Genomic DNA, 21,803 nt, shown 5'->3' with positions numbered 1-21,803 from the left:
ACACTCTCTCTGGAAATCGGCTTGGGTGTACCAAGAGTGACGGGCACTACGGTGAGGTGGAAATTTCGCCGTCAACTATGAACACTTTGTCCGCGCTTTTGCACGAAGTTTTGCAGAGTTTCAAGTGGAGCGGTCCCATGAGGCATGCACCAAGCGCCTAGATTCGCTCTACCCGCCACGGTCTCTAGTCAATTCGAGACGCATCTTCCAGAACGTAGGGCTTGAAGCGGCAAACTGTAGTGCTTGCCCAGGTGTTAATGGCGTGCGCCATGCGTGTTTGCAAAGGTGCGATCTCATTGCGGGCAAACACCATCGCTGCTTTCTCTACGTCACCAAAGCCGCCCACGTTGTTGGGCAGCATGCCCATCAGCTGGGGTGGCACGCGGTGGGCGGCCAGCACATCGTCACGGCTAACATTCTTGATGTTCAGGAAGTCATCCTTGGCGGCCACCTCGCTGATGGGAATCAGCTGGATGCCCTCCTTCTTCCCGTTGGGCGCGTAGTAGAAAAGGTTCTTGAAGTTGCCAACGCCTTTGGTCTTTGTGAGCTGCTCGCGCATCCTGTCCACATCGCCCTGGGACTGCGCGGCATCGGTCACGTACAGGATGAAGCCGGCGTGGCTGCCGTTGTTGTAGTAGCGGCGCCGGAACAGCGTGGCCGATTCGTTGAGCATGGCCGACTGCAGCGCGCCTAGGTATGGCGGCAGGCCATAGATTTCCTGGTGAATGTCCTGTTCGCGCAGCTGGAACACAGCGTGGCGTGGGAATTCGTGCGGGCTCTGCAGGTCAGTGACGAAGAAGAAGCGACCCGCCTCTAGGCCGCGCCGGGTGTACTTGCCCAAGGCGTGGCGTAGCTCCAGCAGTTCGCCCAGCCGGTTGCGGCGCCGCTCCAAATAGGCATTGCCCAGCACCATGTAATCGAGAGCGAAGCCGCCGAAGGCTTCGGCGCTGAGCGACTGCGACGGGATGAAGGTGCTGACCAGCACATTGACTTTGAACCGCAGGGCCGATTCATGGTGCGCCCCCACACGCAGCAGGCGAGCCAGGGCCGCCAGGCTCACAGGCGGCTCGTACCAGTCGCCGCATTGCAGGCACTCCGCATACTCCAGCAGCGCGGAGCGGCCACCCAGCACCGGCTCAGGCTCGCCCAGGTCAAAGCTGAACGCCTGGGCCTGTGGTGGAGCCGCAGTAACGGCTGGCACAGCAGAGGGCGTGGGGGCGTGGTGCGCATGCGCGCGGCGATTGCGTTTTGTCATGGTCAGTCAGAGATAACAAGGAAGGATTGGCCCTGTGGCGTGGCCAGGTCTGTGCCCGTTTCCAAGGGCTCGTGGCTGAGCGCGTTCATCGTCGCCCAGGCCAGATCAGAGTGGCCGGTTTCTTCGCTGCGCCCTGCCGCATACGTCACGTTTCGCCCGCTGGCCGTCATCTCGCGTTTGATGGCCATGAAGCTGGTGGCCAGCTCCTTGTTGCCGGCGTCAAACTCCAGCCGCCCCGCATTGATTACCTGTTGCGCCTTGAGCACGAGCATGGTTTTGCTGTCCACGCTGTAGTTGATGCCGCGCACGGCGGGGTAGAACTTCTGTACCAGCTGATAGACGCCCTGCCCGATGCCCGTGGTGTCCACCGTCATGCCGGTTACGTTGAAGCGTTCGGTGATGGTCTTGATAGCCTTGGCCTGCGCTTCAAAGTCCATGCCCTTGAACTGCTGCGTGTGCAGCACGCGCAGCGCCCCGCCCGGCTTGGTGGGCTGGGCCACCACCACCAGGCCGGCGTTGTCACCGGTGTGGCTGGGGTCATAGCCCACCCACACCGGCAGCCAGCCATAGGGCCGCTGGCTGAACGGCTTGAAGTCGGACCACAGCTCCCAGCTGTCCACCATGCAGGGCTGCAGCATCGAGAGGGGGAAGACCGAGAACGAATCATCGACAAACCCGCACATCAGCAGGTTGGCGAACTCCGCATCGGAATACTCCAGCTTGAGTTCTTCAAGGTCGAACAGGTCACAGCCGCCCGCCAGGGCATCCATGATCGTGACGATGTTGCGCCACACCCGATCCTCGCCAGTAAAGCCGCCGGCCAGGCGCGCGTGCGTCAAGTCCACTTCAATCCTGGACTTCTTCTTGACCCGCAGGCCCGACCAGAATGCATAGGCCGCGTGCTGGATGCTGGATGGCGTGGAGAAGTAGGTCTTGCGCCACTTCTTGTGCATGGCCATGCCGCTGGCGACCTTGTTAAGCCGCTCAAAGTCCTGCGTCCAAAAGAACTCATCGAAATAGAAGTTGCCGTGGTAGCCCTGCGCCGTGCGTGCATTGCTGCCCAGGAAATAGAGCGTGGCGCCGTTCGCCAGGATGATCGGATCGCCCTTCAACTCCACGCCCGTCACTTCGTGCACGAACGCGCAGATGTACTGTTTGAAGATGTGCGCCTGTGCCTTGCTGGCGGACAGGAAAATCTGGTTTCGCCCAGTCTCTAGCGCATCTATCAGCGCCTCCCGCGCAAAGTACCAAGTGGCACCGATCTGGCGGCTTTTGAGAATGGCCCGCGTGCGCTGCTGGCTGCTCTGCCACCAGCCCAGCTGGTACTTGAACAGCGAATCGAGGAAAGCGCTTTTCAGCTGTTCCACCTGTTCCTCTGACAGGAAGTTTTTGCCGCGCGACTTCTTCGGCCCTGCGTTGCGCGCCTCAATCGCCGGGTTCAAATCGGATTCACGCCCCGTGCGTTCGTACTTGCCAATGCGGGCCAGGCGCTCAAGCTGGCGGCCCAGCAGGTCGATTTCCTTGAAGTCGCCGCCCGTCTTCACGTCCTTGGCGATCAGCGTTGAAAGCCGCGCCTCCAGCGCGTACTCCACGCGCTGCGCTGCGGGTGTGTCCTGCCACTTTTCGGCCTTGCACCAGCCGTGCAGCGTGCCACGCGGCACACTCAGGTGCTCCGCGATGTGTGAGAGCTTCCAGCCCATCCAGAACAGCGCCCGCGCTTCACGGCGCACACCTGCGCCGCCATCCACCGGGCTGGTCTCACCGCCCGGCTGAGCGTCTTTGAAGATGGCCTTGGCACGGCTGGTGATGGCCTTCTGTGCAGCGCTGCCCGTGTTGCGCACGGCGCTGACCGTGCGCCTGGGCTTGGCTGCGGTGGCTGGTTTGGTGGCGGCTTTGCTCGTCATGGGCTGCCAGTGTCTGCCGCGCGCGCGCGGAAAGCAGCAACGGGAAAATGTGATTCGCGCAGCCACAGCGCGCACAAATTGCGGCCAGTGCAAGGCATGCGGAACATAGGCGGTAGATCAACTCACCGCACGAAAGCCGCACCATGCCATCCAAGTTTTTCCGCGTAGCCACCGAAGGCGCCACCACTGACGGCCGCGAAATTCAGCGCAGCTGGATCGAGCAGATGGCCAAAAACTTCAACCGCGAAAAGTACGGTCCCCGCGTGTGGCTGGAACACATGCGCGGCATGCTGCCCGAAAGCTCCTTTGCCGCGCTGGGCGACGTGCTGGCCGTGGAATCGCGCACTGTGGAAGACGGCAAGCTGGCGCTGTTCGCGCAGATCGAAGCATTGCCGGCTCTGGTGGCCATGAACAAGGCCAAGCAGAAGATTTACACCAGCATCGAGGTGGACCCGAACTTTGCGAAGTCCGGCGAAGCCTATCTGACCGGCCTGGCTGTCACCGACTCCCCCGCCAGCCTGGGCACTGAGGTGCTGAAGTTCGCGGCGGGCAACCCCGACGCCAGTCCATTCAAGGGCAAGAAGCACAGCGAAGGCGCACTGTTCTCCGCCGCTGTCGAAACCGAACTGGGCCTGGAAGGCGACGCCGAAAGCATCGCGTCCACGCTCATCACCAAATTCAGCGACATGCTGAAAAACTTGAGCGGCATCACTGCACCCAAGCCCACGCCAGAAACCACCGACGTATTCGCTACCAAGACGCTGGAAGTGCTGGGCGCAGCTGATGCCGCCATTCAACACCAGTCCAAAGAACTCGCCGCCGAGAAAGCCGCCCGCGAGAAGCTGGCGGGCGAGCTCTCTGCGCTCGAAAAGAAGTTCAACGAACTGACCGTGAAGCTCAGCGCGCAAGACGGCAACACCGCAGGGCGCCCCGAAGCCACCGGCACCGAAGGCGCCGTGCTGGCCGACTGCTGAGCCAGCACCACCACGCACCACACAAGACACCGCAAACCAGAAACAAACCCAAGGGACAGACCATGAAGAACCCAACCCGCAAGCATTTTTCCGCCTACCTCGCACAGCTGGCCACGCTCAACGGCGTGGAGTCGGCCGCGCAAATGTTCACTGTCACGCCCAGCGTGCAGCAAAAGCTGGAAAGCCGCATTCAGGAAAGCAGCGAGTTCCTGAAATCCATCGGCATCTACCCGGTGGACGAAATGCAGGGCCAGAAGATCGGCATCGGCACTGACGGCCCGGTGGCCAGCCGCACCGACACCACCGCGGGGGATCGCACCACGCGCGATGCCGCATCGCTGGGCGGCCAGGGCTACCAATGCGTGCAAACCAACTACGACACGCACGTGCGCTACGCCACGCTGGACATGTGGGCAAAGTTCCCGGACTTCCAGCTGCGCCTGTCGCGCGCCATCCAGCAGCAATGCGCGCTGGACCGCATCATGATCGGTTTCAACGGCACCAGCGTTGCGGCCAACACCAACCGCGTCACGAACCCGTTACTGCAGGACGTGAACAAGGGCTGGCTGCAGTACCTGCGCGACAACGCGCCAGAGCGCGTCATGGACCACGGCGCTACTGCCGGCAAGGTGGTGGTGGGCGCTACTGGCGACTACAAGACGCTGGATGGACTGGTGTACGACGCCACCGAATCGCTGCTGGACGCATGGCACGCCGAAGCGGGCGACCTTGTAGCCATCGTCGGCCGTGGCCTCATGCATGACAAGCTGTTCCCTCTGGTGGACGGCCAGACCGCCCCCACGGAAATGCTGGCCGCCGACATCGTGCGCAGCCAGCGCCGCCTGGGCGGCAAACAGGGCATCACCGTGCCCTACATGAAGCCCAATGCCATCCTCATCACCAGCCTGAAAAACCTGTCCATCTACTACCAGGACGGCAGCCGCCGCCGCGCGGTGATCGACAACCCCAAGCGTGACCGCATCGAGACTTTCGAGAGCAGCAACGACGCATTCGTGATCGAAGACCTGGGCAAATCCTGCCTGATCGAAAACATCGAGCTGCAGGACTGACGCGCAGCAGCCGGCCGCAAATAGCCGCTCCTAAAAAAGGGAGCCGCTATTTGCAAGCCGACGGCCACAGCACCGACAAGAAGCACGGGGAACACCAGCTATGCGACAGACACCAGCCCAACGGCACCGCATGCACAGCCTTGCATCGCAGCAGGCCGCGCAGCACGAAGCCGACAACGCCCACGGCCAGACCGTGGGCACTGCCTACGAACTACAGCTGGCGCAACTGCACCAGCACCGCCTGCGCCTGAAGGACATGCACAGCGTGGAACGGAAGATCGAGGCAAAGCGGGCCATGCTTCCGGAGTACGACGCCTATGTGGACGGGGTACTGCAAGCCCGGCCAGGCACCCAGGATGATGTGCTGGCCACGGTGCTGGTGTGGCACATCGACGCAGGCAACTACACCCGAGCACTGGAGATTGCGGAATACGCGCTCGCCAGCGGCATCAAGCCGCCAGACCAGTACAACCGCAATCTGCCCACCATCGTGCAGGACGAAGTGGCCGAAGCCATCCTCGCCGGCAAGCTCAGCGGCGCAGATGCACTGCAGGTGGCAGCCAAGGCCATGGCGCTGACCGACCAGGCCGACACACCCGACCAGGCCAAAAGCAAGCTGTACAAGGCCGCAGGCTGGGCCGTGCTAGGCAAAACCGGCAGCCACGATGTGGACATGGCCACCCGCACCCTCAAGGCGTGCAAGGAAGCGTTGCCACTGCTGCAGCGGGCCATGGAGCTGGACACCCGAGCCGGTGTGAAAAAAGACATCGAGCGGCTGGAACGCCGCCTGGCCAAACCCCAGGCGAAGTAACAAAGCCGCTGCGACCCGAGCGTACCCCGCACCCGTGGCGGCCCCAGGGCAGAGAGCGCACACCCGTGCACCACTCCGACGCCCTGGGCCACCGCCACCCCTTCAAACACTGCCAGCACGAAGCCCCCCATGTCGTTCATCGCCACCGCCAATCCGCCCATCGAAGCCGAAGACGCACAGGTTGAAAACGACCCGTGGTTCCCAGCCATCGAAGCGCCCAAGGTCCGCGAGGCCTGCCTGCTGGACGGCACCGTGACTGCCGCGCGCCTGGCCGAAGCCATCGAAAGCGCCATCGACACGGTAAACGGCGAGCTGCGCAGCTATATGGCCGAGCAGATCGCCCTGGGAGCGGCCTCGCTGGGCGTGGCCGGGGACGGACGCCAGGCTGGCCGCTACCTGCGCGCCATCCATGCGCACGTGCAGGCCGATCTGGCCGAGGCGTACCGAGAAACCGACACCACGCCGCACAACGACAGCAAAACCGAACGCATCCGCGAGCGCATCGAAGCCAAGGTGGACGAACACCGCCGCAAGCTCCGGTGGGCAATCTCCGACTTGCTGGGCCGGCCGCGCACCACAGTGGAGCTGATCTGATGCGCGCGGTTGCCCAACAGCACGAAATGCTGGACGAACTGTGCCGCCGCACCACTGGCGCCACGGCCGAGGTGGTGGAGGCCACGCTGGCCGCAAACCCCGGCCTGGCCAAGCTGGGGCCGCGCCTGCCCGCTGGCGCCGTGGTGCAAATCGTTGTCCCGCCCAAGCGAACCCAAAAACAAACCATCAATCTGTGGGACTAAATCACCATGAGCGACACCCCAAGCAACATCGCCAAGGCCGTGGGCGTGGAGGCCATGAAGGCATCGCCCCCCGTTGCCGTAGCGGCGAAACAAGACGGTGGCTTTTTTACCCTGAGCCCAATCACCACCCTGACGTGCATCTATCTGGTGCTGCAAATTGCGTACTTGGCCTGGAAGTGGCACAACGAACGCGAGGACCGAAATGCCAAGCGCAACGAATGCGAGGTTCAGGAATGAGCACAAGCACCCGCCAGCGCATCGCAGTAGCACTGCTATCACTATCGGCCGCAGGCTTCGCAACATGGAAGGCGAGCGAAGGCGATGGCCCCACCAGCGCGCGGAGTGATGGCACCGTGGTGCACCACGCCTACATCCCCACGGCGGGCGACGTGCCCACCATCGGCCACGGCTCCACCCGCTACGAAGACGGCACACCCGTTCGCCTGTCCGATCCGCCCATCACCCGCCAGCGGGCCGCGCAGCTGGCGCGTGCCCTGCACAGCGAAGAAGAAGCCAAGTTCAAGGCCAGCCTGCCCGGTGTCCTGCTGTACCCAGGGGAATACGACCTGTATCTGGACTTTGTGGGCCAGTACGGCATCGGCAATTGGCGCGCCAGCTCCATGCGCCGCCACCTGCTGGCTGGCGACCACCTGCGCGCGTGCGAAGCCCTGCCCCAGTGGCGGTTTCAGGCCGGGCGCGACTGCCGCTTGCCACAGACCTGGGGGCCGCAGGGCTGCAAAGGCGTTTGGACCCGGCAACAAAAGAGGCATGCGGACTGCATGGCGATGCAATGACAGCACTTGCCACCCTGCGCGCCAGCGCCTGGAAATACACCGCCATCGCCTTGGGCCTGGGCTTGGGCTTCGCCCTGGTGATGCAGACCTTACGCCTGGCAGAAGCCAAGCTCGAAACCGCCCACACCGAAGCCACCTTGCAGACCGAGCGCGCCACCGCCGCGCGCATGGCCTTCAGGACCTCAGAACGCAACCGCACCCTGGAAGGAAAACACCGTGACGAAATCGCCCAAACCGACACCGCTGCACAAGCCGCCCTTATTGCTGCTGATGCTGGCCGCGCTCGCGCTGTTGATGCTCGCAACCGGATGCAGCGCGACCTTGCCCACTACCTCACCCAGCACCGTACCGCCGCCCAGGCTCGCGCCGCTGCCGGCCAGTGCGCGCCAGACACCGGCCCCGCCGATCTGCTTGCCGACATGCTCCGAAGCGCAGACGACAGAGCGGGAGAACTCGCGCACATTGCTGACACTTCCCGCACCCGTGGCCTTGCCTGCGAGCGTGCCTACGACAGCGCCCGCGCAATGATGGAGGCAACCCAGAATGGAGAAACCGAATAGCCTGCGCGAGACGCTGACCAAGGCATTGCCTGCGCTCAAGAAAGACCCGCAGAAACTCGCCATCTTCATCACGGGCGGCCGGGTCATGCACACCGGCACCGACTCGCTGTCGTTTGAGTACGCCTACACCCTGCGCGCGCTGCTGATGGACTATGCGGGCCACGCCGATGCCGTCATGGCCCCGTTGGTGGGCTGGATGAAGCGCAATCAGCCCGAGGTGTTCGACAACCCCGAGCGCCGCGCCCGCGCCATCCGTTTCGAGGCCGAGTATCTGAACGCCAAGGCCATCGACCTGCAGATCGAGCTGGAGCTGACAGAGCGCGTTATCGCCCGCCCGCGTGCCAACGGCCCGGCCGGTGCGTTGGACCTGATCCACCCCAAGGAACCACCGCCACCGCTGGCGATCCTGCAGGCCGAGCATTGGGAAGTGTTCCTGCGCGACGAAAAGCTGGCCACCTGGGACTACGCCCCCCGATGAAATACCTGTTCACCCTCTGCTTTTTGGTGTGGGAGGGATACCAGCGCATCCGTGGCCGCTGGCGCCGCTGGGTGCGTGGCCGCCAGCGTGGGGAGCGTTGACCCATGGCCGATGACTTCGCCCAGTTGGAAGGCTGGCTGCAGCCGCTGCTGGATCGCCTCACAGATGCCGAGCGCCGCAAGCTCGCCCTGGACATTGCGCGCGAACTGCGCCGCGAGAACGCCGCCACCATCCGCGCCCAGCGCGGCCCCGATGGCGAAGCCTGGGCACCGCGCAAGAACGCACTGCGCGACCAGCAAGGGCAAATCCGCAAGGGCCGCCGCTCGCAAACCATGTTCGCCAAACTGGCGGGCACGAAACACCTGCGCGCCCAGGTGGAGGGCGGCGACGCGGTGGTGGGCTTTGCAGGCCGCACCGAGCGCATAGCGCGCGTGCACCACTTCGGCTTGCGCGACAGCGTTAAGCCTGGCGGGCCGCAATACGACTACCCAGCGCGCCCGCTGCTGGGCATTTCCGACGACTTCACCAAGCGGCTGCAGGACCGCCTGCTAGCTCACCTCGCAGGCGGCTGATTCTTGAAATGTGCATAGCGCCCCCACAGCATGGGGTGCGTGCTTTCTCGCGCACGCGCGGGCACCATCAAATGCATGGATCGCCCCATTGATCAACCCGAATCCCCGTTTGAAATCCTGCGCCGCCTGGAGAACGTGGCGCGCATGGGAACCATTGAGGAAGTGCGCACCAGCAAGCCTGCGCGGTGCCGAGTCCGCTGCGGTGAAATCCTCACCGGCTGGCTACCCTGGGTAGCCGGGCGAGCAGCTGGCGAGAACGGGGCCATCTGGTGGCCGCCCGTCAAGGGCGAACAAGTGCTGATGCTCGCGCCCGGTGGCGACCTCACGAACGCCATGGTGCTGCCCGGCGCTTTCAGCGACGCGAACCCGCAGGCCAGCGACAACCCGGCGATTTTCCGCATGGACTTCGGCGGCGGCGCGTACATGGAGCACGACGCCATCAACGGCAATTTCCGCCTTGAGGCAATGGCGTCCATCCACATCCAGTGCATGGGCTCCAGCATCACCATCACCGAGCACGAAATCACCCTGCAAGCAGGCGGCGGAACCGCGACGCTCAATGGCGAAGGGCTCAAGGTAACGCCCGATGTGCTGGCTCAGGGCATCAGCCTGGTGAACCACTTGCACCCCGGAGTGAAGCGCGGCGGCGAAGAAACGGACCCGCCCCTATGAACCGCACCACCGGCCAATCCATCACCGGTCTGGACCACCTGCGCCAGTCCCTGGGCGACATCCTCACCACGCCCATCGGCTCGCGCGTCATGCGCCGCGAATACGGCTCGCTGGTGCCCGAGCTGATCGACCACCCCGACAACCTGCCCACCCAGGTGCGCGTCTATGCGGCCGTGGCCAGCGCCTTGATGCGCTGGGAACCCCGCTTTCGCCTGACCCGCATCGAATCCTTGCGCGAGGCCGACCGCCCCGGCGCCGTGCTGTTCCGCCTGCACGGCACCTACGACCAGCGCGGGCGCGTGGGGCCGCTGTCCTTGAATGTTTCCGTGACGGGCCGCGCCGCATGAACACCCTCGACCTGTCCGCCCTGCCCCGCCCCGCCGTGGTCGAAACCCTCGACTACGAAACCGTGCTGGCCAGCCTGCGCGCCGACCTGCTGCGCCTGTACCCCGATGCAGCCCAGGTGATCGACCTCGAAAGCGAACCCCTCATCAAACTGCTGCAGGTGGCCGCCTACCGCGAGCTGCTGATCCGCGCCCGCATCAATGACGCGGCCAGCGCCACCATGCTGGGCTGGGCCGTGGGCACCGATCTGGACAACCTGGCCGCCCGCTATGACCTGGCGCGCCTGCCGGGTGAAGATGACGAACGCTTGCAAGAGCGCGTGCTGATGGGCTACCACGCACTGTCGGCCGCTGGAAGCCCGACAAGCTGGCGCTTGCGCGCGCTGTCGGTGTCGGTGGACGTGCGCCAGGTGGACGTGTGGGCCGACCGCCCCGGCCGCGTGAAGGTGTCCTTGCTGGCCCGCGTGGCCGCACGGGTCGAAGACGTGGACGCCCAGCAGCAAGCCATCGGCCGCGCCCTGTTTGGCGAGCACCCCCAGGCGGGCGCCAATTCCATGTGCTGGCGGGTTGCGGTGGCAGGCGACGCCATCGTGGGCAAGACCGAAGCCGCGCTGCTTGCCGAAGACGTGCGCCCCCTGACGGTGGATGTGGACGTAACAGCCGCCCGAGTGCTGCCGCTGGCAGTGGCCGCAACCCTGGTGCACCCGCCCGGCCCCGATGGCGCCGTGCTGGCCGCAGCTGCCGCCCAGCGCGTGCGCCAGCTCGGCCTGCGCGCAGCGTTCCGCGTGGACGTGACGCGCGCGGCCCTGGTGGCCGCCCTCATGGGCGAGGGCATCCGCGACGCGGTGCTGGCCACCCCCGCCGCCGACATTACGGCCGGTGCCGGTGAAGTGCCCGTCATCACGTCCATCACAGTCACACCACAGGCGCGCCATGACTGACCGCCACCACCTGCTACCGCCCAACGCCACGCCCCTGGAGCGCGCGGCATCGTCTGCCATGGGGCCGTGGACCGTGGGCGACTCTGCGCTTTCGACGTTGCAAGATCCCGCGCGCATCCCCGCCCATCTGCTGCCGCACATGGGCCTGGCCGAGGATGTGCCCGTGTGGCCCCAGGGCGAGGCCGAGCGCCGCGCCGTCATCAAGGCCAGCCCACGCTTGCATGCCCTCATCGGCACCCCGCGCGGCCTGCGCGAACTGGCCCGCCTTGCAGGTGCCCGCATCGAGCGGCTAGAAATGCCGCCCGCCAAAACCTTCCTGGGCTTTTGGGACGGTGAGAGCCGCGCAAAGTGGCTGGCCGCTCACCCAGAAATGCGCATCTACAGCCAGCGCGAGCGGGCACCCTGCGAAGGCCTGATGCTGGGCAGCGGCTTTGTGGGCGCCCAGGCCGAGCCACCCACACGCACCACCGCCATGGCTCGCTCTGCCGTGCGCGCAGAAATCCGCTACCCCACCGGCCAGGTGTTGCCACTCACCACCAACGGCTGGAGCGCCATGGACCAAGAGCACACCGCCACGGTGGACCTGGCCCGCCGCGCCGTGGCCCGTGGCCAGCACGTGGGCCAGCCGCTGGCCGGTGTGTTGAGCCGCGCCGACGCATACACCCGCTACTGGCGCGTGAAGACCGTGAACTACCGCGAGCGCCTGCAGCTGCTCACGCTGAAACAAATGGCCCCATCCCTGGCGCCCCTCTCACCCGATGCCGAACCCGTGGCCGAGCGCGCACCGCGCCCGCATGTGCTGTGTGCGGGCCTGCCCCTCGCGGGCTTCACGGTGCGCAGCGACAGCGCCCGGCGCATGTGCGCCCGCATTCGCCTGCACGACCCCGCCGTGGCCAACGTGCCCAAGCACGGCCCCGCGTACCTGGGCTTCACCCGCCTATCGAGCCCGCCCTTTATCGCCCTGGCCCACGTGCGCATGCCCGAGCGGCGCCAGCCCTTTGCCATGGCGGGCAGCGCCATGAATGCCGCGCTTTCGGCCGGTGGCGCCCGCGAGCGCATGGCCCCCGCCCTGGACGCCATGGACTGGGCACGGGCGGCCCACGACAAGGTGCTGGTGCGTACGCGGTTGCATGCCACGGCGCGCGCCAGCCGCATCCACAAGGCCGGTGCCGTGCTGGCAGGCCAAACCATCAACAGGAGCTGAACCCCATGGAAAAAAGCGTCATCTACCGCGACCGCCAAGAGCTGCAGGCCGCCGACCTCAACAACACCCAGGCATGGGGCGACGAAGCCCGCCGCCACATCGTCAGCGATGCCATCACCAGCGAGCGCCAGTTTGTGGGCCTGACCGTGTCCGGCCGCAGCGCCACCGAGCTGGAAGTGGCCGTGGGCCGCCTGTATGACGGCCCCACGGGCAAGGTGTACGCGCTGGACGTTGCACAGGTGCAATCCGTGTTCGCCATGCTCCCTTTGCAGGATCAAAAGTGGGTGGCCGTCAGCGTGTTTGGCCAGGAAGAAGACACCGGCATCGAGCCGCGTGACTTCCTCATCGACCTGCAAACCCGCGAGGTGGAACCCGAGGCCGTGGCCATGCAGCGCCGCCGCGTGGCCACCGTGCACATTGCCCAGGGCCTGGAGTCCCCAACCCCTGAGCGCCCCGAGCCGCCCACCGGGTACACGCTGATCGCGCATGTGCGCCTGTCTCCAACCGGCGTGCAAGAGGTGGTGCTGGCCGAAGGCCGCCGCCTTCCCAACCTGCAGCGCGTGGATGCCCGCTTGCGCACGGCAGAGGGCTGGATTCTGGGCGCCGAGCCGCGCATCGCCCACATCATGAGCGATATCGCGGGCCTGGCTTCGGACCTGTCCACCCGCGCCAGCCTGGAACACGTGGCCCAGCTGGGCCGGGACGTGGCCAAGCTCAAGGAGCGCGGGGAGATTCCCGACGATTACGTGTTCTACGGTGCCGACCACTTCCTGGACACCGACGAAAGCGACACCGCCCACGCGGCCTACAGCGCCGACGCATTCGAGGGCATCCGGCCGCCCATCGCTGCGCAGCAGACCGGCACCCTGTCGCTACTCAACCCCATGGACCCCGAGGCCCGCACCAGCGCGGCCGGGCTGATGCTGCCCGCGTTCGATGAAGTCACCCGCCTGCGCATGGAGAACCGGGCGGGCGAGCTGGCCATCAATCAATACCAATACCAGACCCTGAACGCGGTGCAAAAGACCATGAGCCGCGAGCGCGTGCGCACCGGCGAAACGCTCACCTACTGCACCAATAGCGCCTTCTGGAAATCCGGTGTTTACGACCCGGTTACCGGCATCCTGCGCCGTGGCGATGAAGTGTGGACGGTGGACCCGGCCGACCAAGCGCGGGCCAACATCGACCACCAGTTCCTGCGCGTCACGCGCATGTGGGTGGACCGCTGGGAAGAACCCTATTGGGACATGGTGACCACCAACTACGTGGTGCAGGGCTCCGTGCTCGCGCAAACCGTGCTCATGGCGCAAACGGGCTGGCTCACAAGCGTTGAAATCTTTGTGACCAGCGCCGACGCGGCCGGGGGCCTCACCGTGCTGGTGACCGAGGCCGCCCTGGGCCAGCCCGATATGGAAAAGGTGCTTTCTCGCGCCACCCTGGCGCCGGGTTCTGTGACGGCCGGGTGGCTCAAGGTGGCCTTGCCCGACCCGCTGCTGGTGGAGGCTGGCAAGCGCTACGCCGTGGCGCTGGTAACTGGCGCAGGCCACCGCGTGGGCTTTACCGAGGGCACTGAATACACCCAGGGCATTCTGATGTACACGCAAGACGGCGCTTACTTCACCCAGGCCGCCGAGCGCGACCTGATGCTGCGCCTGAACTTCGCCCGGTTCGTTTCGCCCCGCGCAGTGGTGCAGATGCAGCCGCTGCAGCTTGCGGGCGGTGTGCAAGAGCTTGACTTGCTCTATGACAGCGCCGTGCCGGCCGGTTGCCGCCTGGTGTGGGAATACCAGACGGGCGGCCTGTGGCGCCCCGTCACGCCCGATACCCCGCCCGCCTTCGGTGGGGCGGCCCTGGTGCCCCTGCGCGCAGTGTTCATCGGCACCCAAGACCTGATGCCCGCCGTTCGCCCTGGCAATGCCCAGGTCACGGTGCGGCGGCGCGGCACGGCCTTTGTGCACGTCAGCACCAGCCGCCTGTTGGGCACCCCATCGCAAACCATCCGGGTGCGGCTGCTGCTCGAAGACTTCAGCGCCGCCGCTGGCCACACCGTGGACTGCCGCCTGATCGTGGGCGCCGCCACGGTGGCCGCCACATCGCACCGCGATGAAATCGTGGACGGCCGCAGCCTGTGGCGCGAGTTCCGGTTTGCCCTGGGCGCCAATACCGGCGCGTACCGCATCCGCATCGACGGCGCGGGCGTCACGGGCGCCAACCCCTGGCACGTGGCCGAGCGCTACGACCTGGCGCTGTAAGCGGGGCCGACATGCCAAAACGATTCGAGGCCTACCGCATGCGCGACGGCCAAACGCCGTTGTCCGAGGACTTCTTCAATGGCGTCTTTGGTGATATCGACACGCGCATTGCCGATCTGGAAGAACGCCGGGCCGACATGCAGGGCGTGGTCGATGAACTGACCCGGTTTGGCCTGGCCCGCATCGACACGCTGGTGGGGCCGTCCATGGCCGAAGTGAACGCCATTCTTGTGCAGCTGCGCCAGCGCCGCGACGAACTGGAAGCGGCCATTGGCAACGTGGGCGACCTGGCCACGCAAACGCAAATGGATTCGGCAATTGGCGATGCCATGGACGCCGAAGCCCAGGCACGTAACGAAGCCATCACCGTGGCCGTGCAGGCCGAAGCCACGGCGCGAGCTGCGGAAGTCACGGCCGAGGCCGCAGCCCGCGCCGCCGCCATCGCGCTGGCAACCGCCAGGCCCAGCGCGTCCACCGTCACTTATGACGGGAACGGCCGGGTGTCGGGCATCACAGAGACATTGCCGCAGGGCGTGCGCGCCACCGTTCTGACCTACAACGCGGCCGGACGTGTCAACACCGTGGCCGAAACGCTGGCTGGAAAGACCCGCACCACAACCTACGCCTATGACGGCGCGGGCCGGGTGAGTGGCTATGCAGTCGTGGAGGTGTAAATGTCCGAAGCCCTGATCGCTCCAACCTACGGCGAAGCTTTCGAGCTACGCCGCCAGTTCCGCCAGCTCTACGGCAATGGCCTGGCACTGGATTACCTTTTCGCCACTGTGGCACCAACTGGCGCCCAGCTGGAAGCCTGGCTGGCGACCGATGCCAACCTGGCGGCCTACCAGCGGCTGATCGCCACCGCTGTGGGCGCCAGCGCAGTTTGCACAAGCGCTACCGCCATGGCGGCCGTGGTGGGCAGCACCACCGCGCTGGCCCACCTGCGCGACAGCGACACCGGCCGCGCTGCCCTGATCAGCTCAAAAACCGCCATGACTGCGGTGCTTGCGAATGCAACAGCAGCTGGTGCCTTGCTAGCCAGCAGCGCCGCGCGCGTGGCGCTGTACGACCATGAAACCGCATGGGGCCTGCTGGTGGCATCTGCAAACGGGCGCAACGCTATCTCCGCGCTGGCTGTAGAGCACACCAACGGGGCAACAACACTGGTCATGCCGCCAGGCGTAGCAGTCGGCACCCGCGTGGTGTTGGTACAGCAAAAGATTTCCGCAGCGGGCCCGACCTCACACGCGGGCACGGGCGCTGATACCTACTCCACCACGAGCACAGCCTACGTTGACAGGTACGTGCGGGTAGCGGGCGTGGGGCACCGGACTACGACAGCCGCAGGCGCCTCGCAAATCCGTTACCTGATCGCATAGCAAAGCGACCGCCCCCCATGAAAACCCAACTCATCATCATTGACGGCGCCATCATCGGCACCACCACCCCGGACGATCCCAACGGTTACCACTTGGTGGACGCGCCCGAGGGCTTCGACGGCGACCTGGCGGCCGTGGAATACGACGCCCAGGCGGGTGTGGCACGCCTGGTGCTCGCGGGTGTGCAGGCCCGCCGCATTGCCGCCATCAAGGCCGAGGCCGCCGCGCACCTGGCCAGCACCGACTGGAAGCTGGAGCGCGCGAGAGAACGCGAGAAAGCGGGCTGGGCGCAGCTGGCGGACGTGGCCACCGTGCTGGCCGAGCGCGAGGCCGTGCGCCGCAGCAGCGACGCGGCAGAAGCTGCCGTGCTCGCCCTCACCGATGCGGCGGCCGTGCGGGCCTTCACCTGGGCGCCCGATGCGGTGCATGTGCCTGCCCCGCGCCTGCTCACGCACGAACAGTTCATTCAGCGGTTCACCCCGGCCGAGTGGGAGGCCATGACAGCCGCCGCCCGCGCCAGCACCGCCATGGATGCATGGATGCGCCGCTTCACCCTGGCCACGTTCGTGAACCTTGATGACCCAGCCACCGCCGCCGGCGTGCAAGCGCTGGAGCTGGCGGGCATCTTGGCCAACGGCCGCGCCGCCGACGTTCTGCAAGACCCCCAACCCGAGCCGACCACCTAACCCCCATCTTTCGCGAAACACAGGAGAACCACATGGCTACCCAAGCAAACTATCACCACGGCGTGCGCGTTGTCGAAATCAACGAAGGCCAGCGCAACATCCGCATCATTTCCACGGCGGTGCTGGGCCTGATCTGCACGGCCAGCGACGCGGACGCCGCCGCGTTCCCCCTCAACACCCCGGTGCTGGTCACCAAGGTGGACGCCGCCATTGCCAAGGCTGGAGAGCTGGGCACCCTGCGCGGGGCCCTGACAGCAATCCGCGACCAAGCCCGCCCCATCGTCGTGGTGGTGCGCGTGGCCGATGGCGAGGGCGCAGACGCTGCCGCCAAGCTGACCGACCAAAACGGCAAGGTGATCGGCACGGCCGTGGGCTCGCAGTACACCGGCATGCAGGCGCTGCTGGCCGCCAAGGCAAAGCTGGGCGTGCAACCGCGCATCCTGGGCGCGCCGGGCCTGGACACCCAGGCAGTGACCACTGCCCTGGTGGCCGTGGCGCAGAAGCTGCGCGCCTTCGTCTATGCCGAGGGCTACGGTGAAGACGTGTCGGAGGTGATGGACTACCGCCAGAACTTCGAGGGCCGCGAGCTGATGCTGATCTGGCCCCGCGTGAAGGTTGCCACGCCTGGCACCGGCGTTGTGGTGGACGCCTCGCCCGTGGCCTACGCCATGGGCCTGCGCGCCAAGATCGACACCGAGCAGGGCTGGCACAAGACGCTTTCCAACGTGCCCATGAACGGCGTGCTAGGCATCAGCAAGGATGTGTTCTGGGACTTGCAGAACCCCGACACCGATGCGGGCCTGCTCAACGGCGCGGGCATCACCACGTTGATCCGCAATCAGGGGTTCCGCTTCTGGGGTTCGCGCACTTGCGCCACCGACGAGCTGTTCGCGTTCGAGAGCGCAACGCGCACAGCGCAAATCCTGGCCGACACCATGGCCGAGGGCCACTTCTGGGCGGTGGACAAGCCGCTGCACCCCAGCCTGGTGAAAGACATTCTGGAAGGCATCAACGCCAAGTTCCGCGAGCTGAAAAACCTGGGCTACATCCTGAACGGCCAGGCCTGGTACGACGAGGAGGTGAACGTGTCGGCCACGCTCAAGAACGGCAAGTTGACGCTGGACTACGACTACACGCCCGTGCCGCCGCTGGAAGACCTCACGTTTCAGCAGCGCATTACCGACCGCTACTACGCCGACTTCGCCCTGCGCGTGGGCACCGGCGAATAAGGCCCCACCACCCCGACTGATTGACCACAGGAGAACACCATGGGACTGCCCCGCAAGATCAAGAACTTCGCCACCTTTGTGGATGGCACCAACTTCGTGGGCGAAATGCCCGAAGTAAGCCTGCCCAAGCTGGCCCGCAAGACAGAGGACTACCGCAGCGGCGGCATGAACGCCCCCGTGAAGACCGACCACGGCATGGAAGGCCTGGAAGCCGAGCTGACCGCCGCCGGGTACATGAAAGAACTGTTCACCAGCTGGGGCACGCTGCGCCACGATGGCGTGCTGCTGCGCTTTGCCGGTGCGCTGCAGGGCGACGACAGCGAGAACGTGGACTCGCTGGAAATCGTCATGCGCGGCCGTTTCGTGGAAATCGACCCTGGCAGCGCAAAGGCTGGCGAAGCCACGGCGATTAAGTACAAGGCCGCACTGAGCTACTACAAGCTGTCGATCAACGGCGAAACGCTGATCGAAATCGACGCCGTGAACATGGTCGAAATGGTCAACGGCGTGGACCGCCTGGCCGAAGTGCGCGCCGCCCTGGGCGTTTGACCACCAGCACCACCGCAGCTGCCCCGAGCGGGCCGCGCCCCTTTCCCCCTATTCCTGATCCATAGCCATGAACACCCAGCCCGAAAACACCACCGCCGCCGCTACGGCCGCCCCCTCTGTCGCCATCGCCGCCCCCGGCATCCCCGTGGGCATCCCGCTGGATACGCCCATTCAGCGCACCGGCCAGACCATCACGCACGTGCAGGTGCGCAAGCCCAACGCGGGCGCCCTGCGCGGCCTGTCGCTGGTGGAGGTGCTGCAGATGAACGTGACGGCCTTGCAAACCCTGCTGCCCCGTGTGACCGAGCCGCCCCTGCTGAAACAAGAAGTGGCCACCATGGACCCTGCCGACCTTGTGAGTCTGGGAACGGAGGTGGTGGGTTTTTTGGTGCCGAAGGCGCAGTGGGAGGCGTTCCAGCCCGAGTAGAGGACGCCATGGCCGACCTGGCCCTGGTGTTCCATTGGCGGCCCGCCGACATGGACCCCATGAGCGTGGCCGATCTGATGGAGTGGCGCGAGCGGGCGCGCGAGCGTCACGAGCGCCAGGAATGACCCCGCCACCCCTGCGCCTTTGGATGTGCAAGAATGAACCATGCTTTTGACCGCCCTTGCGTACCTGCTGATTGCGGCCCTGGCCATTGCGGCCCTGGCCGTGTTCATGCTGCCCGTGTACGTGTGGATACTGGCGCGCGACCGCGCGGCCGATGCCGACATGGCCGAGGCCCGGCGCATCCTGGGCAAAGACTTCCCCGCCTGATCCGCTGCACTGGCGGCCTTGGGGGCCGCCATGGCTGACAACCTGCGCCTGCGCGTTGTCCTCGACTTCGTGGACCGCGCCCTGGGGCCATTGAAGCGCGTCAGTGAAGGGAGCCGCGACGCGGCCCGCGCGCTCAAGGCCGCCAAAGAAAGCCTCAAGGCACTGAACGCCCAGCAAGCCCAGGTGGGCGAGTTCCGCACGCTCAAGGGCGAGCTGCACGACACGGCCGCCAAGCTCGCCCAGGCGCGGGGCCGGGTGGGCGAACTGGCGCGCATGTACGGCCAGACGGCCGAGCCCACACGGGCCATGACGCGGGAGCTTGAGAAGGCCAAGCGAGAAGCTGCAGCGCTGGGCAACCAGCACGATACCCAGCAGATGAAGCTGCAGCAGCTGCGCACCAAGCTGGCGGCCGCAGGCATCAGCACGCGCGACCTTGCCAGCCATTCGCAGCGCCTGCGCACCGACATTGCAGCGGCCAATTCCACCATCGACCAGCAAACGGCCAAGCTCAAGGCCAACGGCGAACAGCAGCGCAAGCTGGCCGAGCTGCGCAAGCGCCACGGCAACGAAATGATGCACACCGGCATGATTGCCGCCGGTAGCGCTGCCCTGATGGCCGGTGGCAACAAGATGGCGGGGCCGCTGCGCTCTGTGGTGGGCGCGTTCATGCCTGCCGAGGTGTCGGAATCCCAGCTGCGCGCGTCCATGATGGGCAAGGCGGGCGAGGTGGGGCCGGAGTTTCAGCAGATCGTGGACCTGGCCACGCGCCTGGGCGATAGGCTGCCCGGCACCACCGCCGAATTCATCGACATGATGACCATGCTGCGCCGCCAGGGCATGGCATCCAAGGCCATCCTGGGCGGCCTGGGTGAGTCGGCCGCATACCTGGGCATCCAGCTGCGCATGCCAGTGACGGCGGCGGCCGAGTTTGCGGCCAAGATGCAGGACGCCACACAGACGGCAGAGGGCGACATGATGGGCCTGATGGACACCATCCAGCGCGCCTTCTACCTGGGTGTGGACCCCACCAACATGCTGCAGGGCTTCACCAAAATCAGCGCGGTGATGCCCTTCCTGGGGGAAAAAGGCCTGCAAGCCAGCAACATGCTGGCGCCGCTGCTGGTGATGATGGACCAGACCGGCATGGCCGGGGAATCCGCGGGCAACGCCATCCGCAAGGTGGTGCAGCTGTCGCTGGATGCCGAAAAGCTGGCCAAGACCAACAAGATGCTGGCGGGCGAAGGCATCGAGCTGAACTTCGCCACCAAGGGCGGCAAATTCGCGGGCCTGGACAACCTGTTCGCGCAGCTGGACAAGCTCAAGGGCGTGGACAGTGACGTAAAGCGCATCGCCGCCTTGAAGAAGCTCTACGGCGACGACGCGGAAACGCATCAGGTGCTCAATACCCTGATGGAAAAGGGTCTGGACGGCTACCGCGAGGTGGTGGCAAAGATGGAAGCCCAGGCCGATCTGCGCAAGCGCGTGGACTCCCAGCTCAAGACCCTGAGCGCTTCGGTAGAGGCCGCCCAGGGCAGCTTCACCAACATGCTCAAGGACATGGGCGCCACCATCGCGCCCGATCTGGTGCTGATCGTGGGCAAGCTGGGCGACATGGCCAACGCCGTGGGCGCATGGACGCGCGAAAACCAGACCGCCGTGAAATGGGCACTGCGCGTGGTGGCCGTGCTTGCCATTGGTGCCACCGCCGTGGGGGCCATCGGCCTGGCCTACGCATCGGTGATGGGGCCACTGCTGCTGTTTCGCTTTGGCCTGGCCCGCCTGGCCTTCCTGTTGCCGGGTGTCGGCAAGGCCGCCAGCCTGTTGGTGTCGGGCCTGGGGTTCCTGCTGGGCGCGTTGCGCGCTGTGGCGCTGTTCCTGCTGGCCAACCCCATCGTGCTGGTGATCGCGGCCATTGCGGCGGCGGCCTTCCTGATCTGGCGCAAATGGGACACCGTGAAGGGCTTCTTGCTCGCCATCTGGCAGCAGCTGGCGGGCGCGGCTTCGGCCTTGTGGGCCAGTGCCACCGCAGGCGCCGCCGCCCTGTGGCAAACACTCGTAAGCCTGAAAGACCGGTTCATGACAGCGGGCGCGGACCTGATGCAGGGCCTGGTGAACGGCATCACCAGCCGCGTGCAGGCCGTGCGCGACGCCATCGTGGGCGTGGCCGATGCCGTGGGCGGATGGTTCCGCGAGAAGCTGGGCATTGCATCGCCGTCCAAGGTGTTCATGCAGTACGGCGGCTGGATCAGCGAAGGGACGGCCCTGGGCATTGCAGGCGGCCAGGGCGCCGTGCGCACTGCGGCGCTGGCCATGGCCACGGCGGCTACCGCCACCATGCCGATGGCGGCCGACGCCGCTGCGTTGCGCATCGACAGCCGCGCGCCCCTGATGGCACACGGTGCAGGCATGGGGGCGCCAATGGGTGGTGGGGATAACTTCTACATCACCGTGCATGCGGCCCCCGGAATGGATGCAAGCGCACTCGCCAAAGCCGTGGCGGATGAGGTGCGGCGGCAGAAGAACGCCGACCGATCGCGCGTGAATTCTCAGTACAGCGACATTGACGGGTAGGAGC

26 protein-coding genes are annotated in these 21,803 nt (G+C 65.9%); 24 read left to right on the top strand and 2 right to left on the bottom strand.

All coding sequences use genetic code 11. The features are described from left to right. Nucleotides 1-184: 184 nt before the first annotated feature. On the bottom strand, nucleotides 185-1,255 hold the full coding sequence (locus ACSQ22_RS18695) for a phage portal protein (RefSeq protein WP_436131201.1): 1,071 nt from the start codon (nucleotides 1,253-1,255) through the stop codon (nucleotides 185-187). Nucleotides 1,256-1,257: 2 nt separating this feature from the next. Further along, nucleotides 1,258-3,159, bottom strand: a complete 1,902-nt coding sequence (locus ACSQ22_RS18690; RefSeq protein WP_436131200.1) for a terminase large subunit domain-containing protein — start codon at nucleotides 3,157-3,159, stop codon at nucleotides 1,258-1,260. Nucleotides 3,160-3,302: 143 nt separating this feature from the next. Between ACSQ22_RS18690 and ACSQ22_RS18685 the strand changes: the two genes are divergently transcribed. The 24 genes from ACSQ22_RS18685 (at nucleotide 3,303) to ACSQ22_RS18570 (ending at nucleotide 21,799) form a co-directional block, all read left to right on the top strand. Then, complete coding sequence (locus ACSQ22_RS18685; RefSeq protein WP_436131199.1) at nucleotides 3,303-4,133, top strand: GPO family capsid scaffolding protein; 831 nt, start codon at nucleotides 3,303-3,305, stop codon at nucleotides 4,131-4,133. 62 nt (nucleotides 4,134-4,195) lie between these two features. Beyond that, nucleotides 4,196-5,203 carry a phage major capsid protein, P2 family gene (locus ACSQ22_RS18680; protein ID WP_436131198.1) on the top strand — a complete coding sequence of 336 codons (1,008 nt, stop codon included), beginning with the start codon at nucleotides 4,196-4,198 and terminating at the stop codon, nucleotides 5,201-5,203. Between the two features lie 100 nt (nucleotides 5,204-5,303). Beyond that, nucleotides 5,304-6,014: a phage terminase small subunit gene (gpM, locus tag ACSQ22_RS18675; protein ID WP_436131197.1), complete on the top strand. Its 711-nt coding sequence runs from the start codon at nucleotides 5,304-5,306 to the stop codon at nucleotides 6,012-6,014. Nucleotides 6,015-6,143: 129 nt separating this feature from the next. Then, the gene (locus tag ACSQ22_RS18670) at nucleotides 6,144-6,608 is read left to right on the top strand and encodes a head completion/stabilization protein (protein WP_436131196.1); all 465 of its coding nucleotides are present in this window, start codon (nucleotides 6,144-6,146) and stop codon (nucleotides 6,606-6,608) included. Beyond that, nucleotides 6,608-6,811 carry a tail protein X gene (locus ACSQ22_RS18665; protein ID WP_436131195.1) on the top strand — a complete coding sequence of 68 codons (204 nt, stop codon included), beginning with the start codon at nucleotides 6,608-6,610 and terminating at the stop codon, nucleotides 6,809-6,811. Before ACSQ22_RS18670 ends, ACSQ22_RS18665 begins: the two co-directional genes overlap by 1 nt. A gap of 6 nt (nucleotides 6,812-6,817) precedes the next feature. Beyond that, a complete protein-coding gene (locus ACSQ22_RS18660) occupies nucleotides 6,818-7,048 on the top strand; it encodes a hypothetical protein (RefSeq protein WP_436131194.1) in 231 nt (76 codons plus the stop codon). Then, entirely contained in the window at nucleotides 7,045-7,605 is a 561-nt protein-coding gene (locus tag ACSQ22_RS18655) for a glycoside hydrolase family protein (RefSeq protein WP_436131193.1), read from the top strand. The genes ACSQ22_RS18660 and ACSQ22_RS18655 overlap by 4 nt, the downstream gene beginning before the upstream one ends. Continuing rightward, a complete protein-coding gene (locus ACSQ22_RS18650; RefSeq protein WP_436131192.1) occupies nucleotides 7,602-8,165 on the top strand; it encodes a DUF2514 family protein in 564 nt (187 codons plus the stop codon). The genes ACSQ22_RS18655 and ACSQ22_RS18650 overlap by 4 nt, the downstream gene beginning before the upstream one ends. Beyond that, on the top strand, nucleotides 8,149-8,643 hold the full coding sequence (locus ACSQ22_RS18645; RefSeq protein WP_436131191.1) for a phage tail protein: 495 nt from the start codon (nucleotides 8,149-8,151) through the stop codon (nucleotides 8,641-8,643). The genes ACSQ22_RS18650 and ACSQ22_RS18645 overlap by 17 nt, the downstream gene beginning before the upstream one ends. A 104-nt stretch (nucleotides 8,644-8,747) precedes the next feature. Further along, nucleotides 8,748-9,215, top strand: a complete 468-nt coding sequence (locus tag ACSQ22_RS18640) for a phage virion morphogenesis protein (RefSeq protein ID WP_436131190.1) — start codon at nucleotides 8,748-8,750, stop codon at nucleotides 9,213-9,215. Nucleotides 9,216-9,290: 75 nt separating this feature from the next. Then, nucleotides 9,291-9,887 (top strand): phage baseplate assembly protein V, encoded by a 597-nt coding sequence (locus tag ACSQ22_RS18635; protein ID WP_436131189.1) that lies wholly within the window; start codon nucleotides 9,291-9,293, stop codon nucleotides 9,885-9,887. Beyond that, nucleotides 9,884-10,234 (top strand): GPW/gp25 family protein, encoded by a 351-nt coding sequence (locus tag ACSQ22_RS18630; protein WP_436131188.1) that lies wholly within the window; start codon nucleotides 9,884-9,886, stop codon nucleotides 10,232-10,234. Before ACSQ22_RS18635 ends, ACSQ22_RS18630 begins: the two co-directional genes overlap by 4 nt. Continuing rightward, nucleotides 10,231-11,172: a baseplate assembly protein gene (locus tag ACSQ22_RS18625; protein WP_436131187.1), complete on the top strand. Its 942-nt coding sequence runs from the start codon at nucleotides 10,231-10,233 to the stop codon at nucleotides 11,170-11,172. Before ACSQ22_RS18630 ends, ACSQ22_RS18625 begins: the two co-directional genes overlap by 4 nt. Then, nucleotides 11,165-12,376, top strand: a complete 1,212-nt coding sequence (locus tag ACSQ22_RS18620; RefSeq protein ID WP_436131186.1) for a phage tail protein — start codon at nucleotides 11,165-11,167, stop codon at nucleotides 12,374-12,376. Before ACSQ22_RS18625 ends, ACSQ22_RS18620 begins: the two co-directional genes overlap by 8 nt. Before the next feature lie 5 nt (nucleotides 12,377-12,381). Beyond that, complete coding sequence (locus ACSQ22_RS18615; RefSeq protein ID WP_436131185.1) at nucleotides 12,382-14,628, top strand: hypothetical protein; 2,247 nt, start codon at nucleotides 12,382-12,384, stop codon at nucleotides 14,626-14,628. 11 nt (nucleotides 14,629-14,639) lie between these two features. Continuing rightward, nucleotides 14,640-15,302: a hypothetical protein gene (locus ACSQ22_RS18610; protein ID WP_436131184.1), complete on the top strand. Its 663-nt coding sequence runs from the start codon at nucleotides 14,640-14,642 to the stop codon at nucleotides 15,300-15,302. Beyond that, a complete protein-coding gene (locus ACSQ22_RS18605) occupies nucleotides 15,303-16,007 on the top strand; it encodes a hypothetical protein (protein WP_436131183.1) in 705 nt (234 codons plus the stop codon). 17 nt (nucleotides 16,008-16,024) lie between these two features. After that, entirely contained in the window at nucleotides 16,025-16,693 is a 669-nt protein-coding gene (locus tag ACSQ22_RS18600) for a hypothetical protein (RefSeq protein ID WP_436131182.1), read from the top strand. Between the two features lie 32 nt (nucleotides 16,694-16,725). Then, a complete protein-coding gene (locus ACSQ22_RS18595) occupies nucleotides 16,726-17,922 on the top strand; it encodes a phage tail sheath protein (RefSeq protein WP_436131181.1) in 1,197 nt (398 codons plus the stop codon). Between the two features lie 39 nt (nucleotides 17,923-17,961). Beyond that, nucleotides 17,962-18,471, top strand: coding sequence for a phage major tail tube protein (locus ACSQ22_RS18590; RefSeq protein ID WP_218300072.1), 510 nt, complete (start codon nucleotides 17,962-17,964; stop codon nucleotides 18,469-18,471). Nucleotides 18,472-18,538: 67 nt separating this feature from the next. After that, on the top strand, nucleotides 18,539-18,898 hold the full coding sequence (locus tag ACSQ22_RS18585) for a phage tail assembly protein (RefSeq protein ID WP_436131180.1): 360 nt from the start codon (nucleotides 18,539-18,541) through the stop codon (nucleotides 18,896-18,898). 8 nt (nucleotides 18,899-18,906) lie between these two features. Next, the gene (locus tag ACSQ22_RS18580; RefSeq protein WP_187736458.1) at nucleotides 18,907-19,023 is read left to right on the top strand and encodes a GpE family phage tail protein; all 117 of its coding nucleotides are present in this window, start codon (nucleotides 18,907-18,909) and stop codon (nucleotides 19,021-19,023) included. Between the two features lie 40 nt (nucleotides 19,024-19,063). Then, nucleotides 19,064-19,228 carry a hypothetical protein gene (locus ACSQ22_RS18575; protein ID WP_436131179.1) on the top strand — a complete coding sequence of 55 codons (165 nt, stop codon included), beginning with the start codon at nucleotides 19,064-19,066 and terminating at the stop codon, nucleotides 19,226-19,228. Nucleotides 19,229-19,258: 30 nt separating this feature from the next. Then, entirely contained in the window at nucleotides 19,259-21,799 is a 2,541-nt protein-coding gene (locus ACSQ22_RS18570) for a phage tail tape measure protein (RefSeq protein ID WP_436131178.1), read from the top strand. Nucleotides 21,800-21,803: the final 4 nt, after the last annotated feature.

Source organism: Acidovorax sp. LjRoot38 (assembly GCF_964252975.1).
Taxonomy (GTDB): Bacteria; Pseudomonadota; Gammaproteobacteria; order Burkholderiales; family Burkholderiaceae_C; genus Acidovorax; species Acidovorax facilis.
This window is presented reverse-complemented; position numbering and strand designations above follow the sequence as displayed.

Excerpts from the sequence above, each read along its gene's own strand:
- ACSQ22_RS18690 (WP_436131200.1), bottom strand. The coding sequence starts at position 3,159 with ATGACGAGCAAAGCCGCCACCAAACCAGCCACCGCAGCCAAGCCCAGG.
- ACSQ22_RS18640 (WP_436131190.1), top strand. The coding sequence starts at position 8,748 with ATGGCCGATGACTTCGCCCAGTTGGAAGGCTGGCTGCAGCCGCTGCTG.
- ACSQ22_RS18605 (WP_436131183.1), top strand. The coding sequence starts at position 15,303 with ATGTCCGAAGCCCTGATCGCTCCAACCTACGGCGAAGCTTTCGAGCTA.
- ACSQ22_RS18615 (WP_436131185.1), top strand. The coding sequence starts at position 12,382 with ATGGAAAAAAGCGTCATCTACCGCGACCGCCAAGAGCTGCAGGCCGCC.
- ACSQ22_RS18570 (WP_436131178.1), top strand. The coding sequence starts at position 19,259 with ATGGCTGACAACCTGCGCCTGCGCGTTGTCCTCGACTTCGTGGACCGC.
- ACSQ22_RS18575 (WP_436131179.1), top strand. The coding sequence starts at position 19,064 with ATGCTTTTGACCGCCCTTGCGTACCTGCTGATTGCGGCCCTGGCCATT.
- ACSQ22_RS18695 (WP_436131201.1), bottom strand. The coding sequence starts at position 1,255 with ATGACAAAACGCAATCGCCGCGCGCATGCGCACCACGCCCCCACGCCC.
- ACSQ22_RS18655 (WP_436131193.1), top strand. The coding sequence starts at position 7,045 with ATGAGCACAAGCACCCGCCAGCGCATCGCAGTAGCACTGCTATCACTA.
- gpM (WP_436131197.1), top strand. The coding sequence starts at position 5,304 with ATGCGACAGACACCAGCCCAACGGCACCGCATGCACAGCCTTGCATCG.
- ACSQ22_RS18610 (WP_436131184.1), top strand. The coding sequence starts at position 14,640 with ATGCCAAAACGATTCGAGGCCTACCGCATGCGCGACGGCCAAACGCCG.
- ACSQ22_RS18595 (WP_436131181.1), top strand. The coding sequence starts at position 16,726 with ATGGCTACCCAAGCAAACTATCACCACGGCGTGCGCGTTGTCGAAATC.
- ACSQ22_RS18580 (WP_187736458.1), top strand. The coding sequence starts at position 18,907 with ATGGCCGACCTGGCCCTGGTGTTCCATTGGCGGCCCGCCGACATGGAC.
- ACSQ22_RS18585 (WP_436131180.1), top strand. The coding sequence starts at position 18,539 with ATGAACACCCAGCCCGAAAACACCACCGCCGCCGCTACGGCCGCCCCC.
- ACSQ22_RS18685 (WP_436131199.1), top strand. The coding sequence starts at position 3,303 with ATGCCATCCAAGTTTTTCCGCGTAGCCACCGAAGGCGCCACCACTGAC.
- ACSQ22_RS18680 (WP_436131198.1), top strand. The coding sequence starts at position 4,196 with ATGAAGAACCCAACCCGCAAGCATTTTTCCGCCTACCTCGCACAGCTG.
- ACSQ22_RS18625 (WP_436131187.1), top strand. The coding sequence starts at position 10,231 with ATGAACACCCTCGACCTGTCCGCCCTGCCCCGCCCCGCCGTGGTCGAA.
- ACSQ22_RS18600 (WP_436131182.1), top strand. The coding sequence starts at position 16,025 with ATGAAAACCCAACTCATCATCATTGACGGCGCCATCATCGGCACCACC.
- ACSQ22_RS18620 (WP_436131186.1), top strand. The coding sequence starts at position 11,165 with ATGACTGACCGCCACCACCTGCTACCGCCCAACGCCACGCCCCTGGAG.
- ACSQ22_RS18590 (WP_218300072.1), top strand. The coding sequence starts at position 17,962 with ATGGGACTGCCCCGCAAGATCAAGAACTTCGCCACCTTTGTGGATGGC.
- ACSQ22_RS18635 (WP_436131189.1), top strand. The coding sequence starts at position 9,291 with ATGGATCGCCCCATTGATCAACCCGAATCCCCGTTTGAAATCCTGCGC.
- ACSQ22_RS18650 (WP_436131192.1), top strand. The coding sequence starts at position 7,602 with ATGACAGCACTTGCCACCCTGCGCGCCAGCGCCTGGAAATACACCGCC.
- ACSQ22_RS18665 (WP_436131195.1), top strand. The coding sequence starts at position 6,608 with ATGCGCGCGGTTGCCCAACAGCACGAAATGCTGGACGAACTGTGCCGC.
- ACSQ22_RS18670 (WP_436131196.1), top strand. The coding sequence starts at position 6,144 with ATGTCGTTCATCGCCACCGCCAATCCGCCCATCGAAGCCGAAGACGCA.
- ACSQ22_RS18660 (WP_436131194.1), top strand. The coding sequence starts at position 6,818 with ATGAGCGACACCCCAAGCAACATCGCCAAGGCCGTGGGCGTGGAGGCC.
- ACSQ22_RS18645 (WP_436131191.1), top strand. The coding sequence starts at position 8,149 with ATGGAGAAACCGAATAGCCTGCGCGAGACGCTGACCAAGGCATTGCCT.
- ACSQ22_RS18630 (WP_436131188.1), top strand. The coding sequence starts at position 9,884 with ATGAACCGCACCACCGGCCAATCCATCACCGGTCTGGACCACCTGCGC.